The 19,043-nt window shown below is 47.1% G+C and carries 17 protein-coding genes; 11 read left to right on the top strand and 6 right to left on the bottom strand.

The genetic code is table 11. The features are described from left to right. Positions 1 to 180: 180 nt before the first annotated feature. Positions 181 to 1,899 (top strand): glycoside hydrolase family 9 protein, encoded by a 1,719-nt coding sequence (locus tag L0U89_RS09380; protein WP_234861398.1) that lies wholly within the window; start codon positions 181 to 183, stop codon positions 1,897 to 1,899. A gap of 36 nt (positions 1,900 to 1,935) precedes the next feature. On the opposite strand, the gene L0U89_RS09375 is transcribed toward L0U89_RS09380, so the two are convergent. Both L0U89_RS09375 and L0U89_RS09370 read right to left on the bottom strand, forming a co-directional pair. Beyond that, positions 1,936 to 2,613, bottom strand: coding sequence for an arylesterase (locus L0U89_RS09375; protein WP_234861271.1), 678 nt, complete (start codon positions 2,611 to 2,613; stop codon positions 1,936 to 1,938). A 16-nt stretch (positions 2,614 to 2,629) separates the two neighbouring features. Next, positions 2,630 to 2,857 (bottom strand): DUF433 domain-containing protein, encoded by a 228-nt coding sequence (locus L0U89_RS09370; RefSeq protein ID WP_234861270.1) that lies wholly within the window; start codon positions 2,855 to 2,857, stop codon positions 2,630 to 2,632. A 280-nt stretch (positions 2,858 to 3,137) separates the two neighbouring features. Here L0U89_RS09370 and L0U89_RS09365 point away from each other — a divergent pair, with 280 nt between their 5' ends. The 9 genes from L0U89_RS09365 to L0U89_RS09325 all read left to right on the top strand — a co-directional run bounded on the left by L0U89_RS09365 (position 3,138) and on the right by L0U89_RS09325 (position 13,286). After that, the gene (locus L0U89_RS09365; RefSeq protein ID WP_008627517.1) at positions 3,138 to 3,815 is read left to right on the top strand and encodes an ABC transporter ATP-binding protein; all 678 of its coding nucleotides are present in this window, start codon (positions 3,138 to 3,140) and stop codon (positions 3,813 to 3,815) included. Beyond that, entirely contained in the window at positions 3,808 to 6,324 is a 2,517-nt protein-coding gene (locus L0U89_RS09360) for an ABC transporter permease (protein WP_234861269.1), read from the top strand. The genes L0U89_RS09365 and L0U89_RS09360 overlap by 8 nt, the downstream gene beginning before the upstream one ends. A gap of 60 nt (positions 6,325 to 6,384) precedes the next feature. Beyond that, positions 6,385 to 6,810: a hypothetical protein gene (locus L0U89_RS09355; RefSeq protein WP_234861268.1), complete on the top strand. Its 426-nt coding sequence runs from the start codon at positions 6,385 to 6,387 to the stop codon at positions 6,808 to 6,810. Positions 6,811 to 7,013: 203 nt separating this feature from the next. Then, complete coding sequence (locus L0U89_RS09350) at positions 7,014 to 8,624, top strand: amidohydrolase family protein (protein WP_439651553.1); 1,611 nt, start codon at positions 7,014 to 7,016, stop codon at positions 8,622 to 8,624. Between the two features lie 76 nt (positions 8,625 to 8,700). Continuing rightward, on the top strand, positions 8,701 to 9,501 hold the full coding sequence (locus L0U89_RS09345; RefSeq protein WP_234861267.1) for an alpha/beta fold hydrolase: 801 nt from the start codon (positions 8,701 to 8,703) through the stop codon (positions 9,499 to 9,501). 125 nt (positions 9,502 to 9,626) lie between these two features. Then, entirely contained in the window at positions 9,627 to 10,511 is an 885-nt protein-coding gene (locus tag L0U89_RS09340) for a carbon-nitrogen hydrolase (RefSeq protein ID WP_008627513.1), read from the top strand. Then, positions 10,501 to 11,592: an agmatine deiminase family protein gene (locus L0U89_RS09335; RefSeq protein WP_234861266.1), complete on the top strand. Its 1,092-nt coding sequence runs from the start codon at positions 10,501 to 10,503 to the stop codon at positions 11,590 to 11,592. The genes L0U89_RS09340 and L0U89_RS09335 overlap by 11 nt, the downstream gene beginning before the upstream one ends. Positions 11,593 to 11,715: 123 nt before the next feature. Further along, entirely contained in the window at positions 11,716 to 12,888 is a 1,173-nt protein-coding gene (locus tag L0U89_RS09330) for an alkaline phosphatase family protein (RefSeq protein WP_234861265.1), read from the top strand. Next, positions 12,885 to 13,286, top strand: coding sequence for a group III truncated hemoglobin (locus L0U89_RS09325; protein ID WP_234861264.1), 402 nt, complete (start codon positions 12,885 to 12,887; stop codon positions 13,284 to 13,286). The genes L0U89_RS09330 and L0U89_RS09325 overlap by 4 nt, the downstream gene beginning before the upstream one ends. 19 nt (positions 13,287 to 13,305) lie before the next feature. Here L0U89_RS09325 and L0U89_RS09320 read toward each other — a convergent pair whose 3' ends face one another. The 4 genes from L0U89_RS09320 to L0U89_RS09305 all read right to left on the bottom strand — a co-directional run bounded on the left by L0U89_RS09320 (position 13,306) and on the right by L0U89_RS09305 (position 16,275). After that, the gene (locus L0U89_RS09320; RefSeq protein WP_234861263.1) at positions 13,306 to 13,920 is read right to left on the bottom strand and encodes an NADPH-dependent F420 reductase; all 615 of its coding nucleotides are present in this window, start codon (positions 13,918 to 13,920) and stop codon (positions 13,306 to 13,308) included. A 477-nt stretch (positions 13,921 to 14,397) separates the two neighbouring features. Further along, complete coding sequence (frr, locus tag L0U89_RS09315) at positions 14,398 to 14,958, bottom strand: ribosome recycling factor (RefSeq protein ID WP_008627505.1); 561 nt, start codon at positions 14,956 to 14,958, stop codon at positions 14,398 to 14,400. 11 nt (positions 14,959 to 14,969) lie between these two features. Beyond that, the gene (gene pyrH / locus L0U89_RS09310) at positions 14,970 to 15,680 is read right to left on the bottom strand and encodes a UMP kinase (protein ID WP_008627504.1); all 711 of its coding nucleotides are present in this window, start codon (positions 15,678 to 15,680) and stop codon (positions 14,970 to 14,972) included. Positions 15,681 to 15,780: 100 nt separating this feature from the next. Then, on the bottom strand, positions 15,781 to 16,275 hold the full coding sequence (locus tag L0U89_RS09305; RefSeq protein WP_234861262.1) for an acyl-CoA carboxylase biotin carboxyl carrier protein subunit: 495 nt from the start codon (positions 16,273 to 16,275) through the stop codon (positions 15,781 to 15,783). A gap of 43 nt (positions 16,276 to 16,318) precedes the next feature. Here L0U89_RS09305 and L0U89_RS09300 point away from each other — a divergent pair, with 43 nt between their 5' ends. Continuing rightward, positions 16,319 to 18,928 (top strand): M1 family metallopeptidase, encoded by a 2,610-nt coding sequence (locus L0U89_RS09300; protein WP_234861261.1) that lies wholly within the window; start codon positions 16,319 to 16,321, stop codon positions 18,926 to 18,928. Positions 18,929 to 19,043 lie beyond the last annotated feature (115 nt).

Here is a 19,043-nt window from a genome sequence, read left to right as displayed (position 1 = left end):
CTAGAGAAAAATTCGCGCACAGTTCATTCAATTTGATAGATGGATTGGTTCTACGTGGTTTTGGTATTATATTCCTTTTCCATCTCAAAAACAGCTCTGTCAATGATTTCGAAAATTTTCCCACACCTACTGGGGGTTTTGTTTTTTTTCATTACTGCCGCCTCAGCAGAAACAGGCAAAATGCACATCCGTTTCAACCAAATCGGCTATCTGCCGGGTGACACGAAAAAGGCGGTAGTATTCTCAAAGGAACAGGTCAGGGAAAACTTTCTGCTCGTAGATGTAGCATCTGGAAAAACCGTGTTGGAAATCAAGCCCCAACGCCTTCAAAAGAACAATTGGGGTGGGTTTATGTATTGGGAGTTGGATTTTTCGTCTGTGAGGCACTCAGGAGATTTTCTAATCAAAGGAAAGAAGTCGGGTATAGGCACCAAGACCTTCAAAATTACCCCAAAAGCCTACACGGGCTATCAGGAGCAACTGCTGGAATTTATGCGCCAACAGCGCTGCGGTTACAATCCTACCTTGGATATGGTTTGCCATCCAAAGGACGGTCGATCTTTTTTTGGTCCGATGCGGGACAGCACCTATGTGGACCTGAGTGGTGGCTGGCATGATGCGGGCGACCAACTCAAATACCTCATTACGTCGAGTTATGCCACTGCCCATATGCTGAAGGCCTTTGAGCTTTATCCGGAGCAGTTTGACGACCAAGTCAACGCACTTGGGCAACCCGGCGGAAACGGTATTCCCGATGTGCTGGACGAGGCGAAGTGGGGCCTTGATTGGCTTCATAAGATGCATCCCGAGCCCGACCGACTCTTCCACCAAATCGCCGACGACCGAGACCATCGAGGTTTCAAGATTCCCAACAAGGACAACGCGGATTATGGCTGGGGAGAAAATTCCTATCGGGCGGCCTATTTTGCCACGGGAAAGCCACAGGGTTTGAACAAGTACCAAAGCGAAGCCACCGGCGTCGCCAACTTGGCGGGAAGAAGCGCTGCAGCGATGGCGATTGCGGCAAGGATATGGGAGGAACAACTGCAGGACCCGGCTTTCTCAGCGCAATGCAGGCGCACGGCCATTTCCCTGTATGAACTTGGCCGAAAAAAGGAAGGATACCAACAAGGCAATTCCTATGGTGCGCCCTATCGGTACAATGAAGAAACCTGGGCAGATGATATGGAGTGGGCTGCTGCGGAGCTTTATAAACTGACCAAGGAACCCAAGTACCTCTCGCAAGCCAAGGCCTATGCGCTGCAAAGCAACACCGCCGACTCATGGACTGTCCGGGATTCGGCTTCACACTACCAACTGTATCCCTTTATCAATATGGGGCATTTTGCGCTCCATTCGGAAGTAGATGCGGATTTCCAAAAGGTGCTCGAAGGCTACTACCTCGATGGTATTCGACATACCCTACAGCGGGCAGAAAAGAATCCATTCCATATTGGCGTGCCCTTCATTTGGTGCAGCAACAACCTGCTTACCAGCTTGGTGACGCAGGTGATTTTGTACGAAAAAATGTCGGGAGATAAGCAGTTTGAGCCGTTTTTGGCCGCGCAGCGGGATTGGTTGTTTGGAAAAAATCCTTGGGGTACCTCGATGTTTACTGGTATGCCGACGGGCGGGGAATACCCGGTTTCAGTCCATACCGCGCCCTACGTGTTGTTGGGAATGGAGGTGCCGGGGGGATTGGTCGACGGGCCTGTGTACACCTCTATCTACAACAAGCTACTTGGACTGACACTGTGGGATCCGGATGAGTTTGCCTCAGTCCAAAATGAGCACGTAACCTACCACGATGATGTCGGCGACTACAGTACCAATGAACCCACGATGGACGGCACCGCGGGTTCTATTCTGATGATGGCCCACTTTGGAAGGGGGAGGTAGCTTTTCCAAAGTTTGGAGATTTGGAAAAGCGCACACTCATTTTTCCATTTCTCGTTCCAAATATGGCCAAATCGTCTCAAAAACGATTTTATGCCCGGCTTCGGTGGGATGGATGCCGTCGGGAAGATTGAGGTCGGGGTCGCCCGCCACACCCTCTAGCAAAAATGGTATCAAGGTCACGTTTTCCTCCTGTGCGACTTCAGGGAAGACAGCCCGAAATGCACCGGCAAACTCCTGGCCCATATTTGGTGGAATCTGCATACCTGCCAAAAGGATACGGGTAGATGGGTATTTTGATTTGACAAGTTGAACGATCCCTTTCAGGTTTTTCTTCGTTTCGTCAGGCGTGATGCCGCGCAGGCCATCATTGGCGCCGAGCTCTAGTACAAAGATCGCGGGTTCTTCTTCCAGAAACCACTCCAGTCTACTCAGCCCGCTTGCTGTGGTCTCTCCGCTCAATCCTGCATTGATGACTCGGTATTCCAATCCCAAGCTGTCGATTCGCTGCGCGGTCAAGCCCGGAAATGCTTCTTCCAGTTCGATCCCATAGCCTGCCGTGAGGCTATTGCCGAAGAAGAGGATGAGTTTTTTTGGTTTAAGTGTTTGGGAGGACTCTTCCGTCACTTCGGATTTGTTTTCTTCTTTTTTGGAGGAGGTGCAGCTTAGGAGGATTAAAAAAGTCGCAAGTAAAATTACTGAGCGCTGAATTTTCATAGAAATCAAGATACGTTTAAGAATTTGTATTGTACGTTCGATTTGAATTATGTTTTCCTTGAAATAGCGTTGCCGCCAGGATATCTTCTGCTTCCAATTCTGGATGGTCGAATATAATCTCTTCAAAGCTCATTCCTGAGCCCAAAAGATCCAACAAAACAGAATCGGGCCACCGCATCCCCCGTATACAAGGCGTGCCGTGACAAATTTCAGGGTCGATTGTAATTCGTTCGATGTATTTCATTAAGGCAACTTTAATCAAATGTACAATTTTTCTGGATCTTAGTTTGGGCGCTTGGATTTCCTGTATCTTTAACCTTTATAAATGTTAGGATGTTACATGAAAATACTTCAATAAAGCTCTTGGAATTGTCTTTGGTCATATCAGAATCTTCATCCATCAAAATAATCAAACCCATAAGAAGAAAAATCGCTAAATAAGCGATCCTTCGGTTTGATTTATTCGATCCTTTATCTATTTATAAAACGCAAATACGAACACAATTACGCCTATCCAATCAATCATGTCCATCCTCAGCGTAAAAAACGTTTCCAAAACCTACCAAAGCGGCAACCGAAAGCTCACCGTCTTGGACCAGGTCAATTTCGATATTCCCGAAGGTGAAAGCATCGCGATCGTCGGGCCCTCCGGCAGTGGGAAGACCACTTTGCTCGGCCTTTGTGCCGGTTTGGATTCTGCTTCCACGGGCTCTGTCGTACTCAATGGACAGGCTTTTGAGAAGCTTTCCGAGGACCAACGTGCCGCCGTCCGAAACCAGCACGTGGGTTTTATTTTCCAAAACTTCCAACTTTTGCCGACCCTCACTGCCCTGGAGAATGTGATGGTACCCTTGGAACTGAAAAAAAGAAAAGACGCCAAAGAAAAAGCTAAGGCCTTGCTTGAGCAGGTAGGCCTTGGTGATCGTATCACCCATTATCCCAGCCAGCTTTCCGGTGGTGAACAGCAGCGTGTGTCGATTGCCCGGGCTTTTGCCAACGAGCCAAAGATCCTCTTTGCGGATGAACCTACCGGCAACTTGGACACCGAAACTGGCGACATGATCGAAAACTTGATTTTTGATATGAACAAGGAAAAAGGGACGACGCTCGTCCTCGTGACGCACGACCCTGAACTTGCCAAACGAACCAATCGCATCATTCGCATCAAGGGCGGCAAAATCCAAGAAGACATCCATGGCTGATTTTTCCTGGATCCTGACCATGGCGATTCGGGATATTCGGAAGAATTTCTCGCGCCTCTTATTGTTTGTTTCATCCATGGTGGTGGGCATCGCGGCCTTGGTAGCGATCAGCAGCTTTGGTGAAAACCTCAAAAAAGACATCGACCAGCAGTCCAAGGAATTGCTTGGGGCGGATTTGGTTTTGGAGAAAAACCAGCCCTTGGGTGAACAGCCTACCGATACCTTGGCTATCCAAACCGCAGAAGAGGTAAATTTTGCATCGATGGTGGCATTCCCCGAGACAGGCGCCAGCCGGCTGACCCAAGTTCGGGCTCTGGAAGGTGGATTTCCCTTTTATGGAAAACTTGAAACCATCCCGGAAAATGCCGAGGCGACGTTCCGGGATGGCGGTAGAAAAGCCCTCGTCGAAAAGCTGCTCATGGCACAGTTCAACGCCGAAGTGGGTGACAGCATCAAAGTGGGCAACCTGACGTTTGTGATCGAGGGTGAGCTACAAAAAGTGCCTGGCCAGACTGGGATTGCCGCCACGGTGGCGCCTGCCGTTTACATTCCAATGGCATTCTTGCAGGAAACTGGCTTGGTCCAATACGGCAGCCGACTGAATTACGAGCGCTATTACCAATTGCCTGAAACGGTAAACCCGGACGAACTTTCCAAGACCTATGAGGAAAAATGGGAAGAGGAGAAAATCGACGCCGACTCCGTGGAGGATAGAAAAAGACAAACCGGAAGATCTTTTCAAAACCTTTCCAACTTCCTTAGCCTTGTGGCATTCATTGCGCTTTTGCTGGGCTGTGTGGGCGTAGCGAGTGCCGTCAATGTTTTTGTGAAGGAAAAGCTTCCTTCGGTAGCCGTTCTCCGTTGCTTGGGAGTTTCTTCTTGGGCGGCAATGCGGATTTATTTGGTGCAGATTATTCTGATGGGATTGGCGGGGGCTGTACTTGGGGCGATTTTGGGCACTGTCCTTCAATTCATACTTCCGACAGTGTTTGCGGATTTTCTTCCGGTGGAAGTTACCGTTGGAATATCTTGGCAAAGCATCGGTTTTGGGCTCATCACGGGGCTTTTGGTTTCTGTGCTGTTTGCCTTGTTGCCTTTGCTGAAAATCAGGAGGGTTTCCCCGATGGCTACCTTGAGACCAGAGGAAAATGAAAGCAGCTTTGCAAAGGATGGATTAAGGTGGCTCGTCGTTTTGGGAATCTTGTTGTTTGTTTTTGGCTTCAGTTTCTTTCTCCTCAATAGATGGCAGGAGGCACTTGGATTCACGGGCTTTGTCGTAGTTGCGTTCCTCGCACTTTGGGCAGTGGCATTGGGGATAATGTGGCTCATCAGGAGGTTCCTGCCAATTTCACTTTCCTATCCCGTTCGTCAGTCACTTGCAAATCTGTACCGTCCCAACAACCAAACCGTCTCGCTGATTGCGACGATTGGATTGGGCACCGCCATGATCAGCACATTGTTTTTTGTCCAAAACCAATTGTTGGATGAGGCCAAATTTGCGGACAAGGATGATCAGCCCAACATGCTTTTCTTCGACATACAGACTGCCCAAGTTGAAGCGGTCTCCGAGCGTATCACGCAAAAAGGACTGCCGATTATGCAGCAAGTGCCGATCGTGACAATGGCGCTGGAGTCGATCAATGGCTTGACCAAAAAGGGAAATGACACGCTTCCCGAAGCGGAAAGGCGGTCACGGGGACTTTATAATCGTGAGTTTCGGGTGACCTACCGCGATAGCCTGATTGCTTCAGAGCGCCTTTTGGAGGGAAAATTGAGGAAAGTCGAACAGCCTGGCGATAGTATTTTCGTCTCCCTTGACCAAGGCTATGCCAGCCGCACGGGTATCAAAATGGGGGATGTAATTGTGTTCAACGTACAGGGACGCCCGATCAAAACCTATGTGGGAAGCTTCCGCGATGTCAAGTTCAACCAAGTTTCCACTAATTTTCTCGTGTTGTTCCCGGACAATGTGCTGAACAACGCGCCGAAGTTCCATGTCATCATTACCAAGACCAAAAACGACCGACAAGCTGCCGATGTACAAGCCGAAGTGGTGCGGGAGTTTCCCAATATTTCGGTGATCAACCTCGGCATGATTGTGGAGACATTGGAGGAGATTCTGGACAAAATCAGTTTTGTGATCCAGTTTATGGCCTTTTTCAGCATCATCACTGGGGTTTTGGTCTTGATCAGTTCCCTCATCATCAGCAAATACCAACGGATGCGGGAGAGTATCCTTCTACGTACTTTGGGGGCGGGAAGCGGGACTGTCAGCAGGATCAATACCTTGGAGTATTTCTTCCTCGGTACTTTGGCTTCTTTGAGCGGGATATTGCTTTCCTTCTTGGCGACTTGGCTGTTGAGCAAATTCGTGTTTGAATTGCCGTTTCGAGGAGCTTATGAAGAAGCCCTGATTGTGTACGTGGGAATTACTGCCCTGACGATCGTGCTTGGTTGGCTCAATGGCCGCAAAATCATCAAGATGCCCCCCATGGAGATTTTGCGCTGAGAATTTTTTTTGACCAAAACGAAAGAAATCCCATATTGCCGCATCAATAAGTGATTAGTCATGGGAGTTAAAAGATTAATGATCGTTTTTGTGCTGATCTTCGCATCTGCTTCAGCAAAGGCGCAGGTGCATGTCGGCGTCTATTACAATGGCTATTGGCCGCAAATCGGTTTCGGAACAGACAATGAGAAGAAGAATTTTGGGGAGCTGCGGCTCGTAGCTCCAGATCGCGTGTTTCGTAATTTTGGTGCCGAGGGTATTTTCAATAGGAATTTCCACCAATCGGATTGGTACAATATCCATGGTGGAATCATGGTCGGCTATGATGGTAATGCCAGTATCGGGATTCCTTTGGGCCTGACATTTAAGCCAATCACTTCTTTTAGAGGCTTTGGGATTTTTATGGAAGGCACGCCTTTTTATTACGTTGACGATGTTTATTTGCGTGCAAGCATGGGATTGAGGCTGCGACTTGGGGGAGATTGAATTGGTAAATACCCATGATCTAGGAGTTTTTTTCTTATACTTTATCGATTTAATGTCCAACCTCGAAGCGAACAGTGTTTCGAGCGAAACAGGGATTGGACTTGTCTGTTTACCAATTAAGGATCTAGGAATAAGCGAATTGGGCTTAAACCAACGGCAAATAGACAAGCGGTTTTTTTATTGGTCTGAAAAAATCTATTTTCATGAAAAACCACCAGTCCGCTATGAAGAAGAACCTGCTTTGGCTTTTATTGGCATTATTTGCTTTGCCGTTCCAATCTTACTCCCAAATCATGCCCGCTCCGGACAGAAAAGAAGGAGAGGGGCCGTATGATAAATTGATCATACGCGGCGTAACCATGATCGACGGCACTGGAGCGCCGCCGATTGGGCCCGTTGACATCGTGGTCCAGCGCAACAAAATCACCGAAATTAAGGTCGTCGGATATCCCGGCTTGCCGATCAAAGAACAGGGCCGCCCGATAGCAGGGCCAAATGACAAGGTTTTGGATTTGGAGGGGCATTTCCTTTTGCCCGGATTTATCGATATGCACGGACATATTGGCGGAACGGGGCAAGGCACCCCGGCGGAATATGTCTTCAAACTTTGGATGTCGCATGGCATCACCACAGTCAGGGACCCGGCCGCTGGCAATGGTCTATCTTGGGTCCTTGACCATAAGAGGAAGTCCTTGGCCAACCAAATCACGGCCCCGCGTCTGTTGGCGTATACGGTTTTTGGTCAAGGGGCGACCAAGCCGATTACCAACGCTGCTGAAGCCCGCGCATGGGTCAACGATAACAAAGCTAAAGGAGGCGACGGCATCAAGTTCTTTGGAGCCAAGCCCGAGGTGATGCAGGCCGCCCTGGAGGAAAACAAAAAAATCGGTCTTCGCTCGGCCATGCACCATGCCCAGATGGACGTGGCCAGGTGGAACGTACTGCATTCGGCACGTGCCGGATTGACTACCATGGAACATTGGTATGGCTTGCCAGAGGCGCTGTTTGCGGACAGGACCGTGCAGGATTACCGTTTGGATTACAACTACCAAAATGAACAGCATCGTTTTGGTGAAGCGGGTAAACTCTGGAAGCAAGCCGCGCCGCCTTATTCTGAGCATTGGAACAAGGTCATGGACGAGTTGCTCGCCCTGGATTTCACCATTGACCCGACCTTCAATATCTACGAAGCCAACCGCGACCTGATGCGCGCGCGCCGTGCCGAATGGCATGAACAGTATACATTGCCTTCCCTTTGGAGGTATTACAAACCCTCCCGTGAATCCCACGGATCCTATTGGTTTGACTGGACGACCGAGGAAGAAATCCAGTGGAAGGAGAATTATCGCCTTTGGATGACCTTTGTCAATGAGTACAAGAATCGTGGAGGGCGTGTGACCACCGGATCAGATTCCGGGTTTATCTACCAACTCTACGGCTTTGCCTATATCCGGGAAATGGAATTGTTGCGGGAAGCCGGATTTCATCCATTGGAGGTGATCCGTGCGTCAACCTTGCATGCGGCCGAAGCCCTGGGAATGGACAAAGAGATAGGTTCGGTAGAAGTCGGGAAGCTGGCAGATTTTGTTATTTTGGAAGAAAATCCGATCCAAAACCTAAAAGTCCTCTATGGCACTGGCGCAATTCGGATCAACGATCAAAATGAACCCATCCGTGTCGGTGGCGTCAAATACACCGTGAAAGATGGCATTGTATACGACGCGAAAAAGCTGCTTCAGGACGTAAAGACAATCGTGGACCAACACAAGGCCAGAGAAAATGCACGGTTGACCCAGCCCGGATTGGAATACTAGAAGATCATGGTGCGCGCTTTTTGGATCCAACAAAATGAGCGATTGAGTCGTTAGCCTTCAGTACAAAACGTCACACATGCCACACATTCAAGCCAACGGCGTCAATTTGTATTTTGAGGAATCCGGTAGCGGAAAGGAGACCATTGTGTTTTCCCATGGTTTGCTTTGGAGCCATAAGATGTTTCGTGCCCAAGTCCAGCACTTACGGAAAAAACATCGAATCATTGCCTACGACCATCGTGGACAGGGGCAAAGTGAGGTCAGAGGCCCTTTTGACATGGATACGCTGTATGAGGATGCAGCTGCCCTGATAATGGAAGTATGCGACGGACCAGTCCATTTTGTTGGCTTGTCAATGGGTGGATTTGTGGGCATGCGTCTTGCGGCGCGTCGCCCCGATTTGATCAAGAGTCTGGTTTTGTTGGAGACTTCTGCCAACGCCGAGCCAGTCGAAAACCTACCCAAATACAAAATGCTAAACGGATTGGTGAAGTGGGTCGGGGTACTCGGGCCAATAGCAAGCCAAGTCATGCCGATCATGTTTGCGGAGAGTTGGTTGAGGAATCCCAAAAATCAAAAGGAAATCGAGTTTTGGAAAAATGAGCTCAAGTCTAACAGACGATCGATTACAGGTCCAGTGGAAGGAGTGATCTATCGAAAAGGTCTTGAAAAAGAACTTCAGAACATTACCTGTCCTACGATGGTCGTGGTCGGAGACGAGGATGTGGCCACCAAACCTGAAAAGGCCAAATTTATCCAAATGTCCATCCCAAACGCGGTGCTGCACCTTATTCCGGGTGCTGGACATAGCAGCTGCATCGAAAAGCCTGCAGAGGTCAATCGGTTATTGGAACAATGGATTGAAGGAAAGGACTGATCTTTTGCCTGGCGGCAAAAGTCTACCCGGGACTGTTATGTTTTTTTCAAAAATTGATATTGAACTGATTTTTCATAAATAATGGGCTAATTTTGTGCCCTTCAAACACTGTCAAACTTTAAACCTTGGATAAAGTGGGAAAAAGAACCGTCAAAGTAGGACTGGTACAGACCTCGTGTTCGTCAAACTTGGCTGAGAACATGTCCAAAGCGATTTCCGGAATCCGAGAGGCAGCCGCCAAAGGTGCACAAATCGTCTGCCTCCAAGAGCTTTTTCGCTCGCTCTATTTCTGTGATGTCGAAGACCACGACAACTTCAAATTGGCCGAGAGTATTCCCGGACCATCGACCGATGCGCTTGCCCCTTTGGCAAAGGAATTGGGTGTGGTAATTGTAGCGTCCTTGTTTGAAAAAAGAGCGGAAGGCCTATACCACAACACCACCGCGGTATTGGACGCCGATGGTTCTTACCTCGGCAAGTACCGAAAAATGCATATTCCGGACGATCCCGGCTATTATGAGAAGTTTTATTTCACACCGGGAGATATGGGTTACAAGGTTTTCAAGACCAAGTTTGCCACCATTGGTGTATTGATTTGCTGGGACCAATGGTATCCGGAGGCGGCAAGAATCACTTCGCTGATGGGTGCCGAAATGCTTTTTTACCCCACTGCAATCGGATGGAACATTGCCCAGGATGAAGCCACAAATTCAGAACAATACCAAGCTTGGCAAACCATCCAAAGATCCCACGCCGTTGCTAATGGCGTTCCTGTAGTTTCTGTGAATAGGGTTGGATTTGAAGGAGATATGAAATTCTGGGGTGGTTCCTTCGTGACAAATGCTTTCGGAAGGGTTCTTTTCCAGGCTGACCACGAGAAGGAGACAATCCATGTGCAGGAGCTAGACATGGACAATTCCGACAGGTACCGCACACATTGGCCGTTTCTTCGTGACAGGCGAATTGATTCGTATTCACCCATTTTGAAGCGGTTCATTGATGAAGACTAATTTGCAGCCAAAGAATATCTTCGAAATGGCGGATAGCGGAAATATTACACCCAAGGAGTTGGGATATTTTTTCCCGGCAGAGTTTGCCCCGCATGCAGCTACCTGGCTGAGTTGGCCGCACAAAGAGGCTTCTTGGCCCGGAAAGATCGATACCGTTTTTGGTCCGTATTCGGAGTTTATCAAGCAGGTCGCGGTCGGTGAGGAAGTCCATATCAACGTGGCCGATGAAGCCATGAAATCATTTGCTTTGGGGCATTTGGAAAACGCCGGTGCAGATCTGTCCAAGGTCTTTTTCCACTTTTTCCCTACCAATGATGCGTGGTGCCGGGACCACGGCCCCGCCTTTTTGATCAATCCGAATGCAGCCAAAAAGAAAGTGTTGGTCAAATGGAAGTACAATGCATGGGGAGATAAATATCCTCCCTACGACCTTGACAACCTGATTCCCATTAAAATCGCGGAATTCCGAAATTTACCCTGCTTCCAACCGGGTATTATCATGGAAGGCGGTTCGGTGGAATTCAACGGGAAAGGCACACTCCTGACCTCGGAAGCCTGCTTGCTCAATCCCAACAGAAACCCACAGCTCAATCAAGACCAAATTGAGTCGTACCTGCGTGGCTACTACGGAGTGGAAAATATCCTTTGGCTAAAGGATGGAATCATCGGAGACGACACAGACGGGCATATCGATGATTTGACCCGTTTTGTGAATGAGGACACTGTGGTCACCGTCGTGGAGCAAAATAGGTCGGATGAGAATTATGCCGTTTTGCAGGAGAATTTGCACCTTCTTCACAGGCTGAGGCTGGAGAACGGCAAGCAAATGAATGTCGTCGAATTGCCGATGCCGGGCCCCGTTGTGTATGAAGACCAACGACTGCCTGCCTCCTATGCCAATTTCTACATTGCCAACCACGCGGTCATTGTGCCCACATTCCGTGATCCAAATGATGCGGTCGCATTGGATATCCTCAGTACCTGTTTCAAGGATCGCAAAGTCATTGGCATTGATTCCTTGGATATCATTTGGGGATTGGGAAGTTTCCACTGCCTCAGCCAACAAGAACCGAAAGTTTAATCTCAAAAAAACAGAAAAAGCCCACCCTTTTTCGATGTGACTTCAATGTTCAAAATAGGCCTTCAGCTGATCGTATTTTGCTTTTTCTGTCTAAAGACAATCGCGCAGGAGAATCAAAATTACGTGATCTTGATATCATTGGATGGTTTCAGGTATGATTATGTGGATCGTTTTCAACCCGAAAACCTCAGCCGGTTTATCGCCGCCGGCACCGCTGCCAAATCGATGATATCGTCCTTTCCTACAAAGACCTTTCCAAGCCACTATGCGGTCGCAACAGGTATGAGACCAGAGAATAACGGGCTTGTGAATAACTCGTTTTTCGATCCTGAAAAAGGCCAAGTGTATTCAATCGGAAACAAACCAATCGTTCACGACCCCTATTGGTATGCCGGGACTCCGCTGTGGGTTCAGGCCGAACAACATGGAGTCAAATCTGCAAGTTTTTTCTTCGTGGGTTCAGAGACTGCGATCAAGGGGACTCTTCCCAGCTTTTACTATGTCTATGACGGCAACGTGCCCAACCTGACAAGGGTCGGGAAAGTCCTGGAATGGCTACAGTTACCTGAAGCCGATCGACCGCGGTTGATAACCATGTATTTTTCGGACATGGACGATGTGGGTCACATGTATGGTCCTGACAATGATGCGCAATTGTCCAAGAAACTTCAGAAGCTGGACAGGGAATTAGGATCACTTTTCGAAGGCTTGAAGAGTCTTGATCTTCCGATCACAGTCGTCATCGTGTCTGATCACGGTATGACCAATGTGCCGATCGGAAACTTGGTTGACCTGGATCAAATGACCAAAGGAATCCAAGGAAAAGTGGTCAACAATGGTTCCCTTGCCCATGTCTACTTGGACGATCCCTCCTCGGCCGATCTGGTTTTGGAAGAATTGAGAAAGTTTCCCTTGCCGATAAAGGTCGACAAAGTGTCTGACAAGACGTTTTACAAGAATGTCGACAAATTTGGAAAGCGGATGGGGGATATATTGATTATGGCAGATTTGGGCTATTACCTGGCCACGGCCTCAGACATGGTCAAATACCAACAACGCTCCGCGCGTTTTGGCACAAAGGTATTCGGCGAGCATGGCTACAGTCCGGAGTACAAGGACATGCACGGGATTTTCTATGCGAATGGACCTCAGATACGACCCGGCTTTAAGATAGAGACTTTTGAAAACGTACATGTGTATCCGCTGATCTGCCAAATTTTGGGATTACCTATTCCGGCGGATATCGACGGATCTACAGAAGTACTCCAGCCAATTTTGAAAGAAAAAGTACAATGAAACCGGATATCCTAGGACGACAAGATGTTTCGGTATTGGTTAGGTCATTTTACGCCAAAGTCCGGCTACATGGGCGTTTGGGTCCGATTTTCAACCAGGTTGTGGAGGATTGGGAGACACATCTCGAGCGATTGACGGATTTTTGGGAGATGGTTCTCTTGCAGACAGGCCCTGGGGCCGGGAAATTCAGTCCTGTTCCTGTACACAAAAAAATGGACCGAGACACCGGAGGCATCATCGGTCAGGAGCATTTTGGAAATTGGCTTGAATTGTGGTTCGGCACGATCCATGAACATTTCGAAGGAAAAAATGCGGACTATGCCAAGGAACATGCGCGCAATATGGCGCATATCCTTTTTTTCAGAATTATGGAACAGCGGGGATATTCGCTAAGCTGAATCGTTGCCGGCCTGTGTTTCAGACCGTAATCAACTTAAAATGGTAATCCATTTTCTCAGGTCTCTGGAAGGAGATCGTTTTTCGGAGGTGATAGAAAGCTTCCAACAGCAAAGCATTGTCAAGATCGCCAGCATCAACTGGCTTGAATCCGACCCACTCGATGATCTTTTTGACACTGATCTTTTCGATGGAGTTGGGGCCGCAATAGTAAGTTTCCTTCACCAAACCCATCGGATCGGATTTTGGATAGTCTATCCCGAGGTTATTGAAGGCTTTGAAAAGCTTCTGGTCGCCAATGCTTTTTTGGATCAACTGGGTATTGCAGCAGAAATCTTTGGTGTAGGCGCCATTGGTGCAGTCGATGATGATTTTGCAGCCCAAATCAGATCTTTCCATCGCTGAGCATACTTTTGGGAGGTGCTCGTTTTCGCAGCAAATCAATAGTACATCCGACATCTCAATCGCTTTTTCAAAGCTAAACACCTTGTCTAGATGCATGTTGAGGATTTTCCATTCGATGTCCTTGGTGACGAAGTCTTCCCTGACACCAAATACAACGGTCTGATTGGAGTTAAGCAACTTGTTTCCGAGTGTGGCTGACAACTTGGTGCCGCCTAAGATTCCTATTTTCATAACCTTGAATGTTGTTTAGCCGCCAGTTTGAGAGGCTAAGGGTGGGTGATTTTTTTTGGTTTGTTTCGATTGGACTGAAGGAGATTTCTTTTCGAAACAGTTGAAATTTAGAGCATTGCATTTCAAAAACAAAGCTTTTTTCGGGGGTTAAAAAGGTTCAAAAAATGAAAAGCAAATATCCGTTTGTGACAATCAAATTTCGATTCTTAAAGCGGATTTTTAGGTGAATTTTTTTTCAAAATATTTTCGAAAGACACATTCCCAGGCATTCGTTTTTTCACTTTTTTGTTTTTTCCAAAAACATTCAGTACAAAAACCTTTGAAAATCAGGACAGTAACACGATGGATTTTTCAATTAATCGTGGGCACGCTTGGAATACCATAGCGGGTCCTGGCTTGGAGGTGTCTTTAGGGCGAAAAACAAAAAAGCGGACCGACTTGGCCCGCTTTGTTTTGGATCGATGATTCTGTGTGAGATCAGACAGTCAAGATCTCATGCTCTTTTTTCACCAACAACTCATCGATTTTGGCGGAATACTGGTCCGTATACTTTTGGACCACTTCTTCGGCGCGTTTGATGTCGTCCTCTGAGGCTCCGTCCTTCTGCAATTTCTTAAGAGAATCATTGGTTTCTTTTCTGATAGTCCTTACGGAAACTTTACCAGCCTCTGTTTCTTGTTTGGCCAATTTCACCAATTGTTTCCGGCGCTCCTCTGTCAGTGGGGGAATGGTAAGTATGACCATTTCGCCATTGTTTTGAGGTGCAAGGCCCAAATCCGAATTGATGATGGCTTTTTCTATCTCCCCGATGAGGTTTCGCTCCCAAGGCTTGATTGTCAAAGTCCTCGCGTCGGGTGTATTGACTGAGGATACTTGCTGAAGTGGCGTTGGGGAGCCGTAGTACGATACCATGATGCCGTCAAGCAAATTTGGCATTGCTTTACCCGCACGGATTTTCACCAGTTCGGCAGAAGTGTGGTTGACCGCTTTTTGCATCAGTTCTTTTGCTTCTTCCAGGTATAGTTGAATTTCTTCCATGTCTTTCTGGATTAGTTGGATGATATTAAAGTGCCGATTTCCTCTCCTTTGACAAGGTTTTCGAGGTTGCCGGGTACGTTCATGTCAAATACAATGATTGGAAGGTTGTTTTCTTGGCATAGTGTAAATGCCGTCATGTCCATAATGTTGAGGTTTTTTTCATACGCCTCTTGGAATGACAGCGTGCCGTATTTCGTCGCACTCTTGTCCTTCTCAGGATCGGCGGTATAGACTCCATCTACGCGGGTACCTTTCAATACCACGTCAGCTTCGATTTCAATTGCCCTAAGCGCGGCCGTGGAATCTGTAGTGAAATAGGGATTCCCTATTCCAGCGCCGAAAATCACAATTCTTCCTTTTTCCAAATGCCTAATTGCCCTTCTTCTGATAAAGGGTTCGCAAACGCTTTCGACCTTGATGCCAGACATGAGGCGGGTATACATGCCATTTTGTTCCAAAGAACTTTGTAGTGCCATTGCATTGATTAATGTCGCTAGCATTCCCATGTAATCTCCTTGAACCCGGTCAATTCCCGTCCTCTCTGCCTGGACGCCTCTGAAAATATTGCCTCCCCCGATGACGATCGCGATCTCGACACCCAAGTCCTTAATTTTTTTGATTTCCTGTGCGTACTGCTCAAGTCTGTTGGAATCGATGCCGTATTTTTTCTCGCCCATGAGAGCCTCGCCGCTCAGCTTCAGCAATATTCTTTTGTACTTCATTGGTCTTTTGAGTTTGAAAAAGGAGGTTTGAATCCTGTAGAAATTTCGATAAATCCGACAAATATATATGCTTAAGTCAAGAATCTAAACCCAATTCCCGCTAAAATTGGATCAGCACCTGATTTTTCTCGACACTTTCGCCCTTTTTGATTTTAATTGATTTGACCACCCCGTCGCTCGGGGATTTGAGGATATTTTCCATTTTCATCGCTTCCAATACCAACAGGGCATCTCCTTTTTTGACGGCGTCGCCTTCCATCACTTTGATATCAAAAATCAAACCGGGCATCGGTGCTTTGAGATCTTGTGGGGCAGTGCCCTTAGAAAAATTCATTCCTAGCTTTTCCAAAAGCAAATCAAATTTGTCCTTGAGCTGGATTTCGGCCAGTTTATTGTTGAGTTTCAAAATGACCGTCTTGGACTCTTCATCTATTTGTATCAATTCAACTTTGAAGGACTGATTTTGGTGCAGCAAGTGGTAGTGTCGGTCCCTCACTTTGGTCAATTGCCAATCTTGTACTTCTTGTCCGACAAGCCATTGGTCTTTCGATTTTTGTACCTCAAAAACTGACTCGCTGATGGTTGCTGTGTACATTTCAATTATTTTGCGCCAAATATACGACTTATCTCCAAAATGCATGGGTAGCAATAGATTTATAACTAATTCAATAATCGCATCTTTCTTTTTTGCAAGTTTGGCCTGTAAGACAAGCCAAACGGAGGTTTCTTCAACGAACGATAGCTCGATGGTCGTGGTGGATTCCTTGGCGCAGCAGCAGCCTAGGGAATCGGACGAACAAATAATTAGACGTCTCGAAAGTGAAATCAGTGAGTATCGGGCAAGTAGGACTCGGGATTTTGATTTGTTGCATACAGCATTGGACTTACGATTTGATTATGGAAATGAAACCGTCGTCGGTGAAGCCGTTTTGACCTTGAAACCCTATTTTTTCCCTCAGAAAACCGTGGTGTTGGACGCGAAGGATTTCGAAATCCATGCGTTTGGTTTGCTTGAAGAAGGCAGATCTACTGAGCTTAATTTTTATTACAACGAACGAAAGGTCACAGCTTATTTACCAAAATCCTATTCAGCAAACGATACGATTCAGGTCCGTATCAAATACACTGCTTTTCCAAATAAAAACACAACGGCGGCCGGTTCAGCAATCACGGATACCAAAGGAATCTATTTTGTTAATCCTCAATCAAAACCTGGTAAGCCCACGCAGATTTGGACTCAAGGGGAGACGGAGTATAATTCCAAATGGTTTCCAACGATAGATAGCCCAAACGAGCGGGCAACGCAAGAAATCAAAATGACAGTTGATTCGAAATACCGGACCTTGAGTAACGGGAAGCTGTTGTCATCCAAGGAAAACGGTGATGGAACCAGGACCGACCATTGGAAACTTGCCCTGGCACATGCACCTTATTTAGCTGCGATAGCAGTTGGTGATTTTGTCGAAATCAAAGACAGTTGGGATGGTATGCCGGTGAATTACTACGTCGAGCCGGAATTTGAGAAGGGCGGAAAAATTGTTTTCCAAAATACGCCAGAGATGATAGCGTACTTTTCAAGTCTTCTCGGTGTACCCTACCCTTGGTCTCATTACAATCAGGTCGTGGTCAGGGATTTTGTGACTGGGGCGATGGAGAATACCACGCTCACCATATTTATGGAGGAACTCAATCTGAATGAGCGCGAGGCAATTGATTCGGAGTGGGACGGGATTATCGCCCACGAACTCTTCCATCAGTGGTTTGGAGACTACGTTACGACTGAATCTTGGGCTAATTTAACCCTGAATGAAGCGTTTGCCACCTATTCGGAATACCTCTGGTATGAGTACAAAAATGGTCGGGATGAGGCTGATCTGCATCACGTTTCGGAAATCGAAACCTATTTGGATGAGGCGGAGGTAAAGCAGGAAGATTTAATCCGCTTTTATCATGACAAACCTGACGACATGTTTGACAGTCATTCCTATGCCAAGGGAGGTGCGATACTTCATATGTTGCGTAGACATTTGGGAGATGAGGCGTTCTTCAAATCGTTGAATCATTATTTGAAAAAACATGCGTTTCAATCCGTTGAAGTCCATGATCTCCGGATTGCTTTTGAGGAAGTCACGGGACTCGATCTGAATTGGTTCTTTAACCAATGGTTTTTGGCTTCCGGGCATCCGATATTGGAATATGAGGTGGATTATAGCCAGGAAGATAACCTGCTGCTTACAGTTTCCCAGCGTCAGGATTTCTCAACAACTCCTTTGTACCGGATTCCATTCAAGGTGAGTTGGTATATAAATGGAGAACGACGCGAAAAGGAGCTGGTAATTGATAAAGCGTGGCAGCAATTTGCGATTGAAAACGGGGAACCTGTTGACTTACTGATGGTAGATGAAGCAGTCGACCTGTTGGCTGTGAAAAAAACTAGTCGTGGGAAGCAGCATTTCATCAATCAATTTCAGGCTTCGACGCTTGGTATTGCGCGATATGAAGCGTTGGACAGCTTGAAAAGCATGTTTGCTTCAGATGAAGGAGTAAGGGAAATCGTAGCCGCCGCACTCAAGGACAGCTTTTGGTCTATTCGAGAAATGGCTTTAATTGGAATTGCTGAAAATCCAAATTGGCTGCTCGAAATCGAAGGACTTGAGGAGACCATTTACCAAATGGCGGAAAATGATCCGAAAAACACCGTGAGGCTAGGCGCCATTGAGTTGCTGTCGGTGATGGATGCTGATAAATATGCGAATGACTTCTTGAGGTGGATCAATCATCCGTCCTACTATGTTGCCGGGGCAGCGTTGTCGGCCTATTTGGAAAATGAGAACAATGTCAACCGAGAGGAAATCGCCGGGAGGTTTGAGAATGAAAAGAACATCCGTATGCTGGTCGCTTTGGCAGGTTATTATTTATCGGAGGAAACTGCCGGAAAATCAGCTTGGTTTAGTGAAAAACTCGATCAGCTGAATGGGGAAAATCGTTACTACTTCCTTGGGTATTTCAGCGAGTATTTCTCCTCCGTGGCCACCGATGATAGCAACATCGCTATCGAAAAATTGTCCAGCATAGCGAAGAACGACCGCGCCAACTATGTAAGAATTGGGGCTTTTATGGGGCTTTTCGGGTTTATTGACCAGCCAGGCGTACTAGACCTTGCGAAGGAGATTTACGCCCAAGAGAAAGATCCATTGGCGAAGAGGTACGAGGAAATGTTTCTGTCACAATACCTCGATGAGAAGTAATCCCTTGATTTTTATAGGATTATTTTTTGGGCCCGAAAAATACTCGGAAAAATTTTTGCTTTATTTTGAATCTTTGGCAAAAGGGTATAATTTTGCCATCCGTTAAGTTTACTAG

Origin of the sequence: Mariniradius sediminis (assembly GCF_021491425.1) — a bacterium.
Taxonomy (GTDB): domain Bacteria; phylum Bacteroidota; class Bacteroidia; order Cytophagales; family Cyclobacteriaceae; genus Mariniradius; species Mariniradius saccharolyticus.
Note: the sequence above shows the minus strand (reverse complement) of the source record. Positions and strands in the feature narration are given on the sequence as shown.